The organism is Pseudoflavonifractor sp. SW1122, assembly GCF_012027765.1.
Taxonomy (GTDB): domain Bacteria; phylum Bacillota; class Clostridia; order Oscillospirales; family Oscillospiraceae; genus Enterenecus; species Enterenecus faecium.
On record NZ_SJOS01000024.1, the window covers coordinates 19,448 to 36,740 of the forward strand.

Annotated in this window: 17 protein-coding genes; 13 read left to right on the plus strand and 4 right to left on the minus strand. The window is 50.3% G+C overall.

Going from position 1 to position 17,293, the window contains the following annotated elements:
* Positions 1–9: 9 nt before the first annotated feature.
* The 8 genes from E0L15_RS07195 (at position 10) to E0L15_RS07225 (ending at position 12,375) form a co-directional block, all read left to right on the plus strand.
* Positions 10–378, plus strand: a complete 369-nt coding sequence (locus tag E0L15_RS07195; protein WP_087253949.1) for a PrgI family protein — start codon at positions 10–12, stop codon at positions 376–378.
* The gene (locus E0L15_RS07200; RefSeq protein WP_168125067.1) at positions 371–2,707 is read left to right on the plus strand and encodes a VirB4-like conjugal transfer ATPase, CD1110 family; all 2,337 of its coding nucleotides are present in this window, start codon (positions 371–373) and stop codon (positions 2,705–2,707) included. Before E0L15_RS07195 ends, E0L15_RS07200 begins: the two co-directional genes overlap by 8 nt.
* A 44-nt stretch (positions 2,708–2,751) precedes the next feature.
* Entirely contained in the window at positions 2,752–4,545 is a 1,794-nt protein-coding gene (locus E0L15_RS07205; protein ID WP_168125068.1) for a CHAP domain-containing protein, read from the plus strand.
* Positions 4,546–4,890: 345 nt separating this feature from the next.
* Entirely contained in the window at positions 4,891–5,310 is a 420-nt protein-coding gene (locus E0L15_RS07210) for a hypothetical protein (RefSeq protein WP_168125069.1), read from the plus strand.
* Between the two features lie 22 nt (positions 5,311–5,332).
* Positions 5,333–5,542, plus strand: a complete 210-nt coding sequence (locus tag E0L15_RS07215; protein WP_168125070.1) for a transposon-transfer assisting family protein — start codon at positions 5,333–5,335, stop codon at positions 5,540–5,542.
* Positions 5,543–6,377: 835 nt separating this feature from the next.
* Positions 6,378–6,758 carry a TnpV protein gene (locus E0L15_RS12360; protein ID WP_242962741.1) on the plus strand — a complete coding sequence of 127 codons (381 nt, stop codon included), beginning with the start codon at positions 6,378–6,380 and terminating at the stop codon, positions 6,756–6,758.
* Between the two features lie 44 nt (positions 6,759–6,802).
* Positions 6,803–11,722 (plus strand): SNF2-related protein, encoded by a 4,920-nt coding sequence (locus E0L15_RS07220; protein WP_243155426.1) that lies wholly within the window; start codon positions 6,803–6,805, stop codon positions 11,720–11,722.
* Positions 11,722–12,375 carry an ATP-binding protein gene (locus E0L15_RS07225; RefSeq protein ID WP_243155427.1) on the plus strand — a complete coding sequence of 218 codons (654 nt, stop codon included), beginning with the start codon at positions 11,722–11,724 and terminating at the stop codon, positions 12,373–12,375. The genes E0L15_RS07220 and E0L15_RS07225 overlap by 1 nt, the downstream gene beginning before the upstream one ends.
* Before the next feature lie 53 nt (positions 12,376–12,428).
* On the opposite strand, the gene E0L15_RS07230 is transcribed toward E0L15_RS07225, so the two are convergent.
* Positions 12,429–12,629 (minus strand): TnpV protein, encoded by a 201-nt coding sequence (locus E0L15_RS07230; protein WP_168125072.1) that lies wholly within the window; start codon positions 12,627–12,629, stop codon positions 12,429–12,431.
* A gap of 60 nt (positions 12,630–12,689) precedes the next feature.
* On the opposite strand from E0L15_RS07230, the gene E0L15_RS07235 reads away from it, so the two are divergent.
* Entirely contained in the window at positions 12,690–13,082 is a 393-nt protein-coding gene (locus E0L15_RS07235; protein ID WP_087373265.1) for a hypothetical protein, read from the plus strand.
* Positions 13,083–13,142: 60 nt separating this feature from the next.
* Here the strand turns inward: E0L15_RS07235 and E0L15_RS07240 are convergent, their stop codons facing one another.
* The 3 genes from E0L15_RS07240 to E0L15_RS07250 all read right to left on the minus strand — a co-directional run bounded on the left by E0L15_RS07240 (position 13,143) and on the right by E0L15_RS07250 (position 15,485).
* Positions 13,143–13,916 (minus strand): Fic family protein, encoded by a 774-nt coding sequence (locus tag E0L15_RS07240; protein WP_168125073.1) that lies wholly within the window; start codon positions 13,914–13,916, stop codon positions 13,143–13,145.
* A 108-nt stretch (positions 13,917–14,024) separates the two neighbouring features.
* Positions 14,025–14,819 (minus strand): Fic family protein, encoded by a 795-nt coding sequence (locus E0L15_RS07245; RefSeq protein ID WP_168125074.1) that lies wholly within the window; start codon positions 14,817–14,819, stop codon positions 14,025–14,027.
* A gap of 135 nt (positions 14,820–14,954) precedes the next feature.
* Positions 14,955–15,485, minus strand: a complete 531-nt coding sequence (locus tag E0L15_RS07250; RefSeq protein WP_168125075.1) for a helix-turn-helix transcriptional regulator — start codon at positions 15,483–15,485, stop codon at positions 14,955–14,957.
* Between the two features lie 173 nt (positions 15,486–15,658).
* Between E0L15_RS07250 and E0L15_RS07255 the strand changes: the two genes are divergently transcribed.
* The 4 genes from E0L15_RS07255 to E0L15_RS07270 all read left to right on the plus strand — a co-directional run.
* Positions 15,659–15,844, plus strand: coding sequence for a hypothetical protein (locus E0L15_RS07255; protein WP_168125076.1), 186 nt, complete (start codon positions 15,659–15,661; stop codon positions 15,842–15,844).
* A gap of 147 nt (positions 15,845–15,991) precedes the next feature.
* Positions 15,992–16,807, plus strand: coding sequence for a DNA adenine methylase (locus E0L15_RS07260; RefSeq protein WP_168125077.1), 816 nt, complete (start codon positions 15,992–15,994; stop codon positions 16,805–16,807).
* Positions 16,808–16,830: 23 nt separating this feature from the next.
* Positions 16,831–17,100 (plus strand): AbrB/MazE/SpoVT family DNA-binding domain-containing protein, encoded by a 270-nt coding sequence (locus tag E0L15_RS07265; RefSeq protein WP_168125078.1) that lies wholly within the window; start codon positions 16,831–16,833, stop codon positions 17,098–17,100.
* Positions 17,097–17,293, plus strand: a 197-nt coding sequence (locus tag E0L15_RS07270; RefSeq protein ID WP_168125079.1) for a hypothetical protein, incomplete at its 3' end; no start/stop codon positions are given. The genes E0L15_RS07265 and E0L15_RS07270, both read left to right, overlap by 4 nt.

Sequence of the window (17,293 nt, forward strand, 5' to 3'; positions counted from 1 at the left end):
GGATGAATTTTGGAGGTTAAAATCAATCGAGAAATTCGAGAATTCACAGAAGCAATCTTTTTTGGACTGTCTTTAAGACAGACTGTGTGTTCTGTTTTAGCTGCTGCATCTGCTGTTGGCACCTATTTTCTTTTTGAACCTCATTTGGGGAACGAGATTGTCAGCTGGCTGTGTATTGTGGCTGCGGTACCATTTGGAGCCATGGGGTTTGTCCGCTATCACGGAATGACGGCGGAGCAGTTTTTCTGGGCTTGGATTCGTTCTGAGTTTCTGACGCCAAAGCATCTCGTATTCCGGGCCAACAACATCTACCACGAAGCTATGCGGGTAAAGCCTGCTAAGAAGGATAAAAAGAAGGTGAAAGCAAAGCATGAATAGAATCATTCGGAAGTTAAAACAACGGGAAAAAGAGCCATTCCACATTCCCGGCAAGGTGCAGGATATTCTTCCTATCCGACGTGCGTGGGAAGATGGCGTGTTTCAGGTAGGGAAGAAGTTTTCCAGGACCTATCGGTTCACCGATGTGAACTATCAGGTGGCATCCAGGGCAGACCAGGAGAGTATGTTTTTGCAGTACTCGGATTTGCTGAATGCCCTGGACAGCGAAGCCACTGCCAAAATCACGATTTCCAACCACCCCATCAATCGCAAAAGCTATGAGGAGGCCATTCTTCTGTCCCTGTGTGGGGACAGCCTGGACGAGTATCGACAGGAGGTCAACCAACTGCTCATGGACAAGGCCATGGGTAGTCATGGGCTGGTGCAGGAGAAATTCATCACATCTTCCGTAGTAAAAAAGAATATCGAGGAAGCCAGAAACTATTTCTCCCGTGTGGGGACAGAATATACCACCTACTATGGACGCCTGGGGTCTCGTTGTACTGAATTGGATGCAGTGGAACGGCTGCGGATTTTCCACGATTTTTTCTGGCCGGAACATGCTTCCAATTACCACATGGATTTCAAAGAAATGATGAAGAAAGGGCATGATTTTCGAGACTACATTTGCCCGGATTCTGTGGAGAAGCACAGCGATTACCTTCGCTTGGGGAAACGGTATGCCCGTGTGCTTTATCTGAAGGATTACGCCTCCTTCATCAAGGACTCCATGGTGACCGAGCTGACCAATTTGAATCGCCAGCTCATGCTCTCCATTGATATTTGCCCCGTCTCCACCGATGAGTCTATGCGGATCATTGAGAATATTGTGATGGGCGTGGAAAAGAACATCAACGATTGGCAGAGGCGTCAAAATGCCAATAATAATTTTTCTGCCATTATTCCCTATGATATGGAATTGCAGAGAAAAGAGGCCAGAGAGTACATCAATGATGTTAACACACGGGATCAACGCATGATGTTTGCTGTTCTCACCATGGTACATGTGGCAGACACCAAGGAAGAGCTGGATCGGGATACGGAGACTATTTTGGCCATTGCCCGCAGTCACATGTGCCAGATGGCGGTGCTCCGATACCAGCAGCTGGATGGCCTCCAGACGGTATTGCCCTTTGGAATCCGAAAAATTGACGCCTTTCGCACTCTGACCACCGAGTCTGTGGCTGTGTTTATGCCCTTCAAGGTCCAGGAAATCATGGACCGGGGCGGAATCTACTTCGGAGAAAATGCGATCTCTCATAACCTCATCATGTGCAATCTGGAAAATCTCATGAATCAGTCCACCTTTATTTTGGGTGTGCCTGGAGCTGGTAAATCCTTTACGGCAAAACTACAGATTTTCCTCACGCTTCTGAGTACAGGTGACGATATCCTAATTTGTGACCCAGAAGGCGAGTATGCGAGCATGTTGCGAGGTATCGATAATGTCACCATAGCCAATATCTCCGCCAGTGGTGGAGACAGACTCAACGCCATGTACATGGAGGAGGGATACGGTGGGGAAGACCCGCTGGTGGAGAAATCCCAGTTTATCATGTCTTTGCTGGAGCGCATTGACAAAACCGCTGTGGGAGCAAAACAGAATTCCATCATCGACCGCTGCGTGGAATATGTGTATGAGGATGCAAAGAAATCCGGTCATGTGGCTACCCTCTGTGATTTGAGAGAAAAGCTGATGGAGCAGCCGAATCCGGAAGCGCAGGATCTGGCCCTGGCCCTGGAACTGTACACCAGAGGCTCTCTCAATATCTTCGGGCGGGAGAGCACAGTGAACTTGGACAAACGTGTGGTGGTCTTTGACATTCATGGGCTGGGAGAGCAGCTAAAACCTGCAGGACTACTGGTCATCACCGACACTATGCTCAACCGTGTGGCTCAGAACTGGAAGAAGGGAAAGCGGACCCATGTCATCATTGATGAGTTTCATGTGGTATTTGAAAATGAATTCTCCGCTGCCTTTTTCAATTCTGCTTGGCGTCAGTTCCGCAAGCGCAATGCCTACCCCACGGCCATTACCCAGAATGTTGAGTATCTTCTGGACTCAGTGCAGGCCAGTACCATGCTTTCCAACAGTGAATTTATCGTGATGCTCAACCAGGCAGCCAAGGATCGGGAGAAGCTGGGAGAACTGCTGAATATTTCAGATGAACAGATGAGCTATGTCACCAATGCGGAGCCTGGGTGTGGACTAATCCGCTATGGCGGCGCAGTGGTGCCCTTTGTCAATCGTTTCCCTAAGAACACAAAAATGTATCAACGCATGACAACTCGCCCCGGTGAGGGCGATTTTGCAGGGGGACAGGCATAGGCCTGTCCTCCCGTTTTTAGTGTTACAGAAGGGGGTTATGCCATTTGAGGGACATTAAAGTGAAAGAAACCATCAAAGACATCAAACTGCTGAATAAGGCGGTGACGGTGGGCAGCCATACCCTTGATGCGGGGAACCGAGTGAAGACACGCGCCACTAGTTTTGCCAGTGGCAAGGAAGCGTCTGCACGTGAATATGCCCAGGAGAATTTGCAGGGGGCCATAAAGGACGGTGTCTCGGATGCCAGGAGAGATCTCACCGCTGGTGTAAAAGCCGGAGTTAAGGCCGGATGGCGGAGAGGGAAAAAGGAGTATCAAAAATATAAAGAACGCCATGCAGCACAAGAGTGCGATGCTCCGGTGCAAGGCGGGCGAGGAAGTGAAACATCCTCTCAGGCATATCAAAAAGGCAAGACATACGCTCAGGAGAAAGTGCAGCGATCTTACCGCATCAAAAGCAGCTCTAAAGGAGTTTCTGCATCATCCAAGGCAAAACGCCCGATTGAGATGACAGGGAAAGACGCCCTGAATACAGCCAAAGGGTCCATGCGAAAGGCTGGTAAGACCGTAAAGACCGCACAGAGATCCTCCCAGGTGGCAGTACAAGGCGCCAGCAAGACTGCTGCCGCTGCCAGGCAATCCGCGATTGCTGTTGCCAGAACATCCAGGGCGACGGCACAACTTAGTCAGGCTACTGCTCGAATCTCATCTTCTATGGCCAGAAGAGCAGCACATGTGGCGATTTCTGTGGTAAAAGGCGTCTTTGTAGGAATGAAAGTATTGTTGTCTGCCCTGGTTGCAGGGGGGACTGTGGCTGTAATGACAGTTGTAATCTTGTGTGTAGTTGGCCTGATTGCTGGCTCGTTTTTTGGAATATTCTTCTCCAATGCGGAGGCCGGAGATGCCATGACACTGCAACAGGTGGTTCGAGAGATCAACCAGGACTACGAAGACGAATTGGAACATATCAAAACATCCGTGCCCCACGATGTGTTGGAAATGTCCGGCTCACGAGCAGTGTGGCCGGAGGTACTGTCTGTCTATTCGGTGAAAACTACTACAGATCCAGAAAATCCGCAGGAAGTGGCTACGATGACAGAGGATAAGAAGCGGCTGCTGGAGGATATATTTTGGGAAATGAATCAGATTGACCATCGAACAGAATCGAAAACGGAGACCGAAGTGGTGGAAACTGACGATGGGAATGGAAACATCCTAGAGGAAGAAGTCTCTGTAACCAACATCTATCTGTACATTACCGTAAGCCACAAGACAGCCGAGGAAATGGTACAAGCATACCATTTTGACCAAGAGCAGAAAGAAATGATGGTAGAGTTGCTGGACGAGGAAAATGCTTCCTTGTGGACATCTGTGCTATACGGCATTGGAGCCTCTGATGAACAAATCGTTGCAGTGGCGCTCTCCCAGGTTGGAAATATAGGGGGAGAGCCGTACTGGTCCTGGTATGGCTTCAGCTCTCATGTGGAGTGGTGTGCGTGCTTTGTCTCCTGGTGCGCCAACGAGTGTGGTTACATCGAAAACGGGATTATCCCTAAATTTGCTGGATGTGTCGGCGGCATCAACTGGTTCAAGGAACGTGGCCAATGGGCTGACAACAGCATAGAGCCAACACCTGGTATGCTCATCTTCTTTGACTGGGATGACCCAGACGGCCTATCTGGTCCCCAGGATGGATTATCGGATCATGTGGGTATTGTGGAGAAGGTGGAAGGTGGGCGTGTCTACACCATCGAAGGAAATTCTGGGGACGCATGCCGGCAGAGAAGTTACCCTGTTGGGTATTATGAAATTATGGGATATGGCATGCCCGCATACTAACAACAGGGAGGGAGACAAGAGTTGACAAGGAGAAAACGAGCGGTTTTGAGTGTAATTATGCTGCTTTTGGTACTAGCTGTGGGTGGAACTGCTGGACAGAGCAAGGAAGCCTCTATTTCCAACGAGGAAAGAGAATCGGCGTCTTCTGTTACCAGTCCGACACCCACTCCAGCTCCAGAGGCTAAACCTATGCCTACTGCGGGTCCCACGCCTGTACCTACGCTTAAGCCGTCTTTGACTCCAGCTTCCACGCCGGAGCCAACCCCGGCACCGACAACAGAACCCATTAAGAACCAGGAGCCTACGCCCAGGCCGACCCAATCTCCAGATAGGGTGGTGGAGGAAATGGCCAGCCGTCCGGGGATGATCGGACGGCTGACCGTTGCGGATGTTGGGATCAATGTGGCTCTCTTTGGGCGTGATCTCCGTGAGGATAACCAGGCGATTGTTGATGCAGAGGATAGTGCAGCCTATATCTACACTGATGTACTCGGAGCCGTTCGAGACATCATATCTGACCATGACAATCAAGGCTTTGAGGGAATCAAACGGGCTGTAGTAGGTCAGACAGTTGCCACTATTGATTTTGGAACGCAGCAAGAAAAGTATGTGTGCATAGAAAAATACAACCATGGACAGAACGTGTTGACAGATCTCCTGGCGGACGATGGCACTTCTGTGCTGTATCAACACAGTCCTGGCTTAATAATGTACACGTGCAATGCAGATGGAAGCGTCACGATTACTTGCTGGACGCCAATGTAAAACAGAGGAGGTGAAGAAATTCATGACCAGGGATGAGAAAAATTTAATTTGTCTTTATAATCCTGGCGACCGAAATGGTTTGATAGCGAATCTGACGGAAATGTGTAAACAGCTAACCCTAGAGGAGACAGAGCTATTAGAACTGACAAACAGTACCTTGGGCAAACTTCGGGGCATGACTGATGCCGAGTTTGAACGGCTGGATTTGTACCTGGATTTTGGTGAAGAATAGCATATGAGCAGCGGGAAGCCCGATTGGGCTTCCCACTTTTTGTTGAGAGGAGAAAAAGAAATGTCATCGAAATTGGAGTACTACAGGGAGATGGCTTTTTATGAAGGCTGTAAACTGGCTACCAGTAGAACTGAATGGATCAGTTTTTTGACTACGGTATCTCAGCTCTACAAATATCCATATCATGAGCAGCTGTTGATTCATGCGCAGCGACCGGATGCCACAGCCTGTGCCTCCTATGATGTGTGGAATAAGAAGATGGGACGGTATATCCGGCGTGGAGCAAAAGGGATTGCTTTGCTGGATGACTCGGGAGGAAAGCCTCGTATACGCTATGTGTTTGACCTCTCAGATACAGTTGCGGTGAGTGAACAGTCCCGGACACCGTGGCTATGGGAACTGGAAGATAAACATGTGGTTCCTGTGACAGCTATGCTGGAGCGTACCTATGGGGTAGGGGGTAATAGCATTGAACGACAAATCATGGACATAGCCCGAAAACTATCCGATGAATATTGGAAAGATCATCAAAAGGACATTCTTCGTATCCTTGACGACTCTTTCTTGGAGGAGTACGATGAGTTCAACGTAGGGGTTCGATTCAAGACTGCTGCGACAGTAAGCATTGCATATTCCATCATGCTCCGCTGTGGGTTGAAGCCGGAGTTCTACTTTGACTATCAGGACTTTGTGGCAATCTTCGACTTTGACACTCCGGCTACCATTGAGGCGTTGGGGTCAGCAGTCAGCCAAATCAACCAGCAGGTTTTGCGGCAAATTGGTGAAACAATTCGCAGAGCGGATCGTGAAGCGGTTCAGGAAAGGAGAAAACTGAATGAAAGACACCGTGAAGAGCAGCTTGGAAGACAAGCTGGAGTACGTCCAGAGCGGGGAGTGCTTGATTCCGAAGTTAAAATTGAGCGACCAGGAGGACACGCCTCTGGGCAAGTACGGCAGGATGCGGAAAGCATACCTGAAGGAACATCGGCCCATCATCTACAACCACATGCTGCTCCGAGAGACCCTGTACCCCCATCTGAGGGAGATCGACCAGACGGCCAGAGAGAGGCTGGAGCAGATGATGCCGGAGCTGGCGAAGGAAGCGGGAGCGACAGAGCAGCTGAAGGCCAGCGACCCGATGAAGTGGGTGGGGCTAATGAACAACTGCAAGGCGCAAGCCGAGGAGATTCTGAAGGCGGAGCTGATTTACAATTAAATAAGGAAACTGAGGGCGCAGGTAGTGAAGAGCTACCTGCGCATTTGCATGTTCAGCAAGAAGAGAAGTCACAAATTTCTGTTCAGGTTAACGGCAAGTGGCAGGCATTCTCCAATGTCAAAGCTGCCGAGGAAGCCTCTTTTGAGGAATACAAGACCAATCTGCACCGCAACGCCGAGAATTTCCGTATCACTGACGATCACTTGGGTGAAGGCGGGCCCAAGGCCAAGTTCCAGGCCAATGTCGAGGCAATCAAGTTGCTGAAATACCTGGAGGAAACCACCGGACAGGCAACGCCGGAGCAGCAGCAGATCCTGTCCCGGTATGTGGGCTGGGGTGGCCTTGCCGATGCCTTTGACCCGCACAAGGAAAGTTGGAGCACGGAGTATGAGCAACTGAAAGAGCTGCTGACGCCAGAGGAGTACGCCGCTGCCAGAGGCTCCACCCTGAATGCCCACTATACCAGCCCCGTTGTCATCCGGGCCATGTACGATGCGGTGGGGCGCATGGGGTTTGAGACGGGAAATATTCTGGAGCCGTCCTGCGGTGTGGGCAACTTCTTTGGAATGATGCCGGAACGTATGACCGGAAGTAAGCTGTACGGCGTGGAGCTGGACAGCATCAGCGGACGCATTGCCCAGCAGCTTTATCCCAGGGCGGAGATTACGGTGGCAGGCTTTGAGACCACCGATCGGCGGGACTTCTATGACCTGGCCATTGGTAATGTGCCTTTTGGGCAGTACCAGGTCAACGACAAAGCCTACAACAAGCTGCACTTTAACATCCACAACTACTTCTTTGCAAAAGCATTGGACCAGGTGCGCCCTGGGGGCGTGGTGGCCTTCGTCACCTCACGCTATACCATGGACGCCAAGGATTCTACGGTGCGCCGATACCTGGCCCAGCGGGCCGAGCTGTTGGGAGCCATTCGACTACCCAACAACGCCTTTAAGGCCAACGCCGGGACAGAAGTGGTTTCGGACATCATCTGTTTGCAAAAACGGGATCGCCCTTTGGACCTTGCACCGGAGTGGACCCAGGTTGGGCAGAACCAGTATGGCCACACCATCAACCAATATTTTGTGGACCATCCTAACATGGTGCTGGGCCGGGAAGAGCTACAAAGCTCGGCCCACGGTATGGCATATACCGTCTCTCCCCTGGAGGGAGCCATTTTGGCCCAGCAGCTCCAAGAGGCCGTGCAGCATATTGGAGGCACCTACCAGCCAATGGTGACAAACAGAACGGAAGTGCAGATGCCGGAAGATGTGATCCCTGCAGACCCGTCTGTGAAGCCCTACTCCTATACTATGGTCAAGGGTGTCCTGTATTATCGTGAGGACAGCTACATGGTGCGACCTGACCTCAATGCCACAGCAGAGGCACGTGCAAAGGGTATGGTGGAGCTGCGAAATTGTGTACAGCAGCTGATTGACCTGCAAATGGACGCCACCACGTCGGACCGTGACATCCAGGAGAAACAGGCGGAGCTGAAGCGGCTCTATGATAATTTTTCTGCCCGATACGGACAAATCACCAACCGAGCAAATCGGCTGGCCTTTGAAGATGACTCTGCCTACTATCTCCTGTCTGCCCTGGAGGAAGTGGATGAGGACGGAAATCTACTCCGGAAGGCGGATATTTTCACAAAACGTACCATCAAGCCCCATCAGGCCGTTACCTCGGTGGACACGGCCAGTGAGGCTTTGGCGGTCTCCATTGCAGAAAAAGCCGGGGTGGACATGCCCTATATGGAACAGCTGACGGGAAAGACGGAACAGGAGCTGGTCAAAGAACTGGAAGGGGTTATTTTCCGCTTGCCAGGAGCTACAGCGCAAAACCAGCGGGCACGCTATGAGACGGCAGATGCATATCTGTCTGGCAATGTGCGTGTGAAGCTGCGACAAGCACAACGGGCAGCGGAGTCCAATCCCATCTTCCATATCAATGTAGAGGCCTTGGAGAAGGCTCAGCCCAAGGATTTGGATGCATCGGAAATCGAGGTGCGCCTGGGTGCAACCTGGATTGATAAAGAGTACATCCAACAATTCATGTATGAGACTTTTGACACGCCCTATTATTTGCAGCACGGTGTTAAGGTCAATTATAGTCCCTTCACCGCAGAGTGGCAGATCACGCACAAGAGCTATATTTCCTACAACGACATTGCTGCCCACACCACCTACGGCACCGATCGGGCCAGTGCCTATAAAATCCTGGAGGAATCCCTCAACCTTCGAGACATTCGGATTTACGACAAGGTAGAGGACCCGGATGGAAAGGAACGGCGTGTGCTCAACTCCAGGGAGACCACCCTGGCACAGCAAAAGCAGCAGGCCATCCGGGATGCTTTCAGGGATTGGATTTGGAAGGACCCGCAGCGGCGGCAGAAGTTGGTGGCCCAGTACAATGAGGAGATGAATGCCACAAGGCCACGGGAATACGATGGCAGCCATATCACCTTTGGAGGAATGAACCCGGAGATTACCTTGCGGGAACATCAGAGGAATGCCATTGCCCACGTGTTGTACGGCGGTAATACCCTCCTGGCCCACGAGGTAGGGGCAGGAAAGACCTTTGAGATGGTGGCCGCTGCCATGGAGAGTAAACGCCTGGGCTTGTGCCAAAAATCTCTCTTTGTGGTGCCAAATCACCTGACAGGGCAGTGGGGGAGCGAATTTTTACGGCTCTATCCTTCCGCCAACATTCTGGTGACCAGCAAAAAGGATTTTGAGCCGGGAAACCGGAAACGCTTCTGTGCCCGCATTGCTACGGGTGACTACGATGCGGTGATTATTGGTCATTCCCAGTTTGAGAAAATCCCCATCAGCCAGGAGCGGCAGGAGCGGCTCTTGCAGGAGCAGATCGACGAAGTTACTGAGGGCATCGCCCAGGTCAAGCAGAATGGCGGGGAGTCGTTTACCATCAAACAGCTGGAGCGCACCCGAAAGAGTCTGGAGAGCAAACTGGAGAAGCTCAGGGCAGATGAGCGCAAGGACGATGTTGTGACGTTTGAGCAGTTGGGCGTGGATCGCCTGTTTGTGGACGAGGCACACCTGTTCAAAAACTTGTTCCTCTTTACAAAAATGCGCAACGTGGCGGGGCTATCCACCACAGAGGCGCAGAAATCCAGCGATATGTTTGCCAAGTGCCGCTATATGGATGAAATCACCGGGAGCCGGGGCGTCGTTTTTGCCACGGGTACTCCGGTATCAAACTCCATGACGGAGCTGTATACTATGCAGCGGTATCTCCAGTATGAGCGGCTGAAGGAGACCCAAATGGCCCACTTTGATTGTTGGGCCAGTCGGTTTGGTGAAACGGTGTCGGCCATGGAGCTGGCTCCCGAGGGGACTGGCTACCGGGTACGCACTCGATTCTCCAAGTTCTATAACCTCCCGGAGTTGATGAATCTGTTCAAAGAGGTGGCAGACATCAAAACTGCTGACCAGCTGCACCTGCCCACCCCGGAGGTGGAGTATCACAATGTGGTGGCTCAGCCTACTGAGCATCAGAAGCACATGGTCAAGGAGTTATCTGACCGGGCTGCAAAAGTTCACAGTGGGAGCGTGGATTCCAGCATAGATAATATGCTGAAAATCACCAGCGATGGGCGCAAGTTGGGACTGGATCAGCGGATTATCAATCCCTTGTTACCGGATGATCCGGGCAGCAAGGTGAATCTGTGCGTAAATAACATCTTCCAAATCTGGGAGGACAGTCAGACCGAGCGGCTGACCCAGTTGGTATTTTGTGATATATCCACACCGAAAAGTAAAGGGGCGGACGGAGAGGCGGAATTTTCTGTCTATGAGGACATCCGGCAAAAGCTGATGGCGCGAGGTGTGCCGGAAAAGGAGATCGCCTTCATTCACGACGCCAATACCGACGCCAAGAAGAAAGAACTATTTGGGAAAGTGCGCAGCGGCCAGGTGCGGGTGTTGATGGGCAGTACCTCCAAGATGGGAGCTGGCACTAATGTTCAGGATCGGCTGATTGCGCTCCATGACCTGGACTGCCCATGGCGTCCGGGAGACCTGGAACAGCGCAAGGGGCGTATTGTCCGCCAGGGCAATCAAAACCAAACGGTGCATATCTACCGCTATGTGACAGAGGGCACGTTTGATGCCTATCTCTGGCAAACGGTGGAGAACAAACAGCGGTTTATTTCCCAGATTATGACCAGTAAGAGTCCGGTTCGCTCCTGTGATGATGTGGATGAAACGGCACTGTCTTTTGCTGAAATTAAGGCCCTGTGTGCCGGAGACCCCCGCATCAAGGAGCGGATGGACCTGGATGTGGACGTGGCTCGGCTTCGGCTGATGAAAGCCGACCACCAGAGTCAGCAGTATCGCTTGGAGGATCGGGTGTTGACGTATTTTCCCCGGGCCATAGAGGAGAACAAGGGCTATATCCGGGGCTTCCAAGCGGATATGCAGGTGTTGGAGCAACACCCGCACCCCAAGGATGGGTTTGCAGGCATGGAGGTTATGGGACAGTTGTGGACGGACAAAGAGAAGGCAGGAGAGGCTCTGCTGGATGCCTGTCGGGTGGCCCCAGGTGGAGAGGCGATTAAGGTGGGGCGCTACCGTGGATTTGAAATGAGTGTATCCTTCAATGGCTTTGGAGAATGTCAGTTGACGATGCACAACCACATGAGCCATCTTGTTACCCTGGGGCAAGATGTACGGGGGAATATCCTGCGCATGGACAATGCCTTGGGGCAGATGGAGAAACGGCTGAACCAGGTGGAGGCCAAGCTGGATAATCTGTACCGTCAACAGGCATCGGCTCAGGAAGAACTGGGCAAGCCCTTCCCCCAGGAACAGGAGCTGAGAACCAAGAGTGACCGTCTGCTGGAGCTGGATATGGAATTGAATATGGAGCAGAGCCAGCCGGAAGATCAAGAGGTGACAGGCAATGCCTCGGAGAAGAAAGCGCCTAAGATTAGGGAGGAACGATGATGGAAGAATCGAGTAAAACTGCACCGCTGATCGTGGGCCGAATAACGTATGCCTATGACACGCCGGAAGAAGCCCTGCGGGAAGCCTTGCTGAACGCCCTGTGCCACAAGCAGTATCAATCCGGTGTGCCCATTCAGATCAGCGTGTATGAAGATAAGCTGTATATTGTCAACTGCGGATGTCTGCCGGAAAATTGGACGCTGGAAAACCTGATGAGCAAGCACGCCTCCAGCCCCTACAACCCCAACATTGCCCATGTGTTCTATCTGGCGGGCTTTATTGAGAGCTGGGGCCGAGGTATTGAAAAAATCTGCTCTGCCTGTGAAAAGGACGGTGTGCCGCAGCCGGAATATACGATTAACCCCGGTGACATTATGATAAAATTCACCGCACCGGAAGATCGGCTCATCCGTTCTGTTACCGGCAGGGTGACAGAAAAGGTAACAGATAAGGTGACAGATACGTTGGATGAGACATCACTGAAAATTCTGAATCTCCTTGCCATCGATCCGGCATACACAACGACGTTCCTTGCCGAAAATCTGTCTCTGAGCCGGAAAACCGTGTCGCTCAGATTAAAAATGCTTAAAGATGCTGGCTTGATTGAGCGTATCGGCTCCGACCGCAAAGGATACTGGAAGTTGCTGAAATAACGCAAAATGCCCTCACGGCAGGCTGACAAGGCTTGCTGTGAGGGCATTGCTGCTTATTCTGCGTACACAAGTTCATGCAGGACAATTTCTTCGGCCCGGCTGTGGATGTTGTTCCTCCGGTACACCCACTCCATCTGATCGGCGGCTTTCAGTGCCTCAGTCACGCCTTCTCGGCGCATCATCTCAGCTTCGATAATGTCCAGCCGTTTTTTGCAGGCGGCGTCGATCTCCGACAAATGGGGAGCTACCGACATACGATGGACAAAAGAGAGTGACTTTGGTAAAATGTCAAAAACAGAGAGAGGAGAGAAGTTATGTATATTGCTGTGTTAGTGGGTTTGGTATGTCTGTCAATTGGGTTGCAAGTGCTTGCTGGGGTGGTTGGCCTGTGGTTCTCACAAATCATCTTTTTTGACAGTGCTCTCACTGGAGTGGCTGCCGGGATGGCGTGTAATCACTTTGCGCATATCCACCCGGCGATATGTATTGTGATCGGACTGGCGGCGTTTTTTCTTATCTTCATGTTGCAGACAACAACCATTGGCTTCTGGGTGATTGGTGGCCTTTTCACATTGGCCTACGCATCTGCCTTTGGTCTGATAGCGTACAGTGAAGGGGACATGATTTGGGGTGTGGTTGTCTTTGGATTGACCATCTTAATCGTTGGGGGGCTACACGTGCATGCTAGAAACCAACTAGAAGAATAGAACTAAGCCGATGTCGGGCATGGTGTCCGACATCGGCTTAATTCTATTCTTGTAAGGACCTTAGCGTGCTTGGCCCCGATGGTGTTTGCGTTCAGCTCGCTGGATTTGCTTTTCCCAGGTCTTTGCCGTTTGTGCTCTAAGAAAGTCACACAAAGGGCCTAACTCTTGGTGAGTATCCCAGGCTTCCAGGGCTTGATAGTATGCCTTGCGATCCTCTTCGTGAATAACAATGGGAGGGTGACCGTGCAACACGAGAAAGTAGTTCATGGCCAGCCGACCCGTTCGCCCATTTCCATCTGCAAAGGGGTGAATGTTTTCAAATTTGGCATGAAAGTAGGCAGCGGCCGTCAGGGCGTTGGCATCAGAGATGTCCTGGAGCTCATCCAGTAGCTCCGACATTTCATCAGCAACATCTTCAGGAGCAGCTCCAACTTCTTCTTTCCCTGTCACATAGTCATGGTGTTTGTATTCTCCGGGCCGTTCGCCGAGCTGATAACGCCTTGGGTCATAGGTACCCTTGGTTAGCAGCTGTTGTAGTGCCTTGATAAAACCTTCGTTCAACGGCGTCCGTTGATTGAAAGACTGAAGGAAAAACTCATTGGCGTCTTTGGAATTCTTGATTTCAAAGAGGGTGCGGAGATCGCCAGTATAGGAGGAGACACCATCTCGCTCAAAGATATCCCGGGTGTCGTGATAGGTGATGTTGTCGTTTTCAATTTTACCGGAATTGTAAGCAAAGGTAATGCTGTGGCCATTTAGGGCTTCTGCAAGTTCTGCATCTGTAGAGACATTTCGCAGTTGCCATAAGTGTACAGCTTTCTCGTAGTTGTTCATAGCGTACACCTTTTTCGCATGTATTTGTCGTCATTGTACCATGAGTTTATAGGATGGGCAAGAACGCTACCTCTCGGATTTGAGAGACAGCGTTCTTTTATGCCTGTTTTATCGTTCTAGGGACGTTTTTTTTCGCTCCGGGAGCTTAATGCGGAACATCCTGCAATAATCCCTTTGGGCCTCCAGCTCGCATTCACAGATCAGATTGACAAAAGAAGCATCACTGGGGTTCTGACGCCTTTGAGCCTGCTGGAGCGATGTGATATAGCTGTGGCGCAGAATTGGAGGGATGGACACTAGGCAGTACCCCTTGTTCACTAGAATGAGATTCATAAGCAACCGGGCGGTACGTCCATTCCCGTCCTGGAAGGGATGAATATCTACCAGTCGCCGATGTGCGTAGGCGGCCAGCAGTACCGGGTGCATGGTGTCTTTTCGACTGTTGAGATCATCTACCAAGCTGGACATCTGGATGGGTACTTCTTCGGCGGGCGGAGGAATGTACTCTGTACCTGAGATAAACACCTGGCCACTACGGTATCTCCCGGCGTGGTCTGGATCAATGCTACCGTAGAACAGGCCATGCAAATGAAGAATATCTGTCTCATGAAATTGCAGAGGTCCACCTCTGGCAATCTCCAGCATGTAGTCGTAGGCCCGAGCATGTCCTGTGGCTTCATAGCAGTCCCGAATGGGCTTGCCTCCCACAGTAATGCCGTCTTCCAGAAGTACCTTTGTCTCAGATAATGTCAGAGAATTTCCTTCCAGTGCATTCGAGGAGTAGGTAGTACCGATCCGAAAGTAGGCATCCAGCTCCTTCACTTCATCTGGAGACAGGGGCCGATGCTCCCTAATTGATTTTGCGTATAGGTCAATTTTATCCAAAAGGGCTTTGTTTGTCACGGAATCACCCGCCTTCACTTTTGTTTTTATAATTGTAACATACTCTCTAGATATGGACAACGGGCTATCTAACTTCATTGATTACCGAAGGAGTGCCATCCCTGATGGGGGTGGCACTCCTTTTTTGCGCTTTGACTATCCCTCAGACGTCATTGCGCTGCTGTTTTCGTCGGTGATATTCGAAGCAGATGATGCCTTGCTGGGTGCAAGCCCGGAGAGCATTTTTTTATATTCCTCTTCCAACTGCTCGATAGTCTGTTCTGGGTCGAGCGGAGGAGCAGATGTTGGTCTTTCAGCACCTAAGAAAACACTTTTCAAGGAATTGAGCATAGCTTGCCGTATCTCAACAGAAAGAGAAAAATACGCTTTCAAAATTTCGAGTTCCAGTTTGGTGCCATGGCGCTCCTCAATGAATTTCTCCAGGCTAAAGGTAGAAGTAGGGGTTGATTTAACAAGGTACATAGGGTCTGTCCCATAACGTAGCCACTCCTCATTTAGACCAGGAATAGCAAGGCAAAGCGATTTGATTGTTTGTTCGGAAACGGAGGAGCCATCCCTCTCAATATAACTAATACCAGATTGAGTTACTCCAAGCAACGAAGCAAGATGGGTTTGGTTCCAGCCATTTCCTTTGCGCAAGAGCTTAATGCGACCATTGATAGTCAAATTTATCACGCCCCTTTCTTTTATAGAATAACAGTACCTTTTATTTTTGTCAATTTTAAATTAAATAATCATTGACAAATATGAGCTAATGATATAATCTTATAAGTGAAACGAGCTACAAATATTTTTGACATGTACTACTTGTGTTGTGAAGTATAGGAGGTGAAGAGAATATGAGCGAAATGCAGGTTGTATTACCGGATGCAGAATTAGGGACTGCAAAACAAATTCATGGGATTCTGGAACGAATGACTTTGGAACAGCAAAAATCTGTGCTTGCGTTTCTTAAGGGAATGGAGTTGGGAGAAAAATATGAAAAAGATAACCATTTACATGGAAATAGCAAATGCTACCCATGACAAGCGGTGAAGAAGCCAACGGCTTAAACGGCATAGTTTTGATGATGGAGGGATAAACCATGCAGATTGGAGAGAAGAGTGCGGCGGCAATGTCCAGTGTGCCCGGCTTCCATTGAAATCTCTGCATGATGAAGGGGGCGGGGAAATATGAACTCTGTGATTAAGTACCCGGGTGCAAAGTGGTCGTTGGCACAGTGGATTATTTCTAAATTTCCTCCACACCACAGCTATTTGGAGCCGTTCTTTGGGTCTGGAGCTGTGCTCTTTACCAAGACCAGAAGCAACATTGAAACGGTGAATGACTTGGATGGAGATGTAGTGAACTTCTTTGAGTGGGTTCGGAAAGACCCCGAGAAGCTGGCCAAGGCGATTTATTGGACACCGTATGCAAGAGCGGTCTATGACCAGGCGTGGGCATCACAGTACTGCGAAACGGATAGCTTTCAAAGAGCCTACTATTTCTGTGCCAGACTGATGATGGGGCATGGATTTAAGACTTCTGGTGAAAAGGTTGGCTGGAAGTGCGATGTACAGGGGAGAGAAAGAGCTTATGCGGCAAAATATTGGAGTGAAATGCCAGAGTTAATCTGCCAAGCAGCGGAACGGCTGCGAGGAGTACAGATAGAGAACAGACCGGCCGTAGAGCTGATTTCCAGATTTAATTTTCCAAACGTGTTGATCTACGCAGATCCCCCATATTTGCTTAGCACTCGACGAGCAAAACAATATCGCTGTGAAATGACAGATGAAGATCATTGCCATCTACTCGATGTCCTAAAGGCCCACAGAGGCCCAGTGCTGCTGTCAGGGTATGACAGCGAGATTTACAACAACGCTCTGAAAGACTGGTACCGGGATGAAGTGGTGGCTTTAACTCAGACATCTAGACATCGCCGAGAGGTCCTGTGGATGAACTTTGAACCCGTTGTGCAAACAACTTTGTTTGGATTGAAAGAAGTTTAGTGATCTAAGAGAGGAGATTAACAATGAAAGCAACAGGAATTGTCCGAAATCTCGATCCGCTGGGGCGAATTGTTCTTCCCAAAGAACTCCGGCGTACCCTCAATCTTGAGGATGGGACCCCGTTGGAAATATTCATGTCTGAAGATGGGGCGATCGTCCTCCGCCAGTATTCTCCTGGGTGTAGCTGTTGCGGCCGCACGGACAACCTTAAGGAGTATAAAGGCATATCGCTGTGCCAGAGGTGTATTGATGCATTCAATTCCGTGTCTGTGCAGGAAATGGGAGAAAAATGAAAGACTATGCAAAGATTGCCAAAGACGTAAGAATGCAGGAAAAATTAGCGGAGAAGCAAACAATTCAGGCATTTGTTCAAGAAGCACTGCCTGAAATATGTTCCGAGGCAATACAAGAAGCAGAGCGGATAGCGCAAGCTGGAGAAATTTATTTTCCCTTAGACGTAGACAATTACACAGATGGTCTTAATGG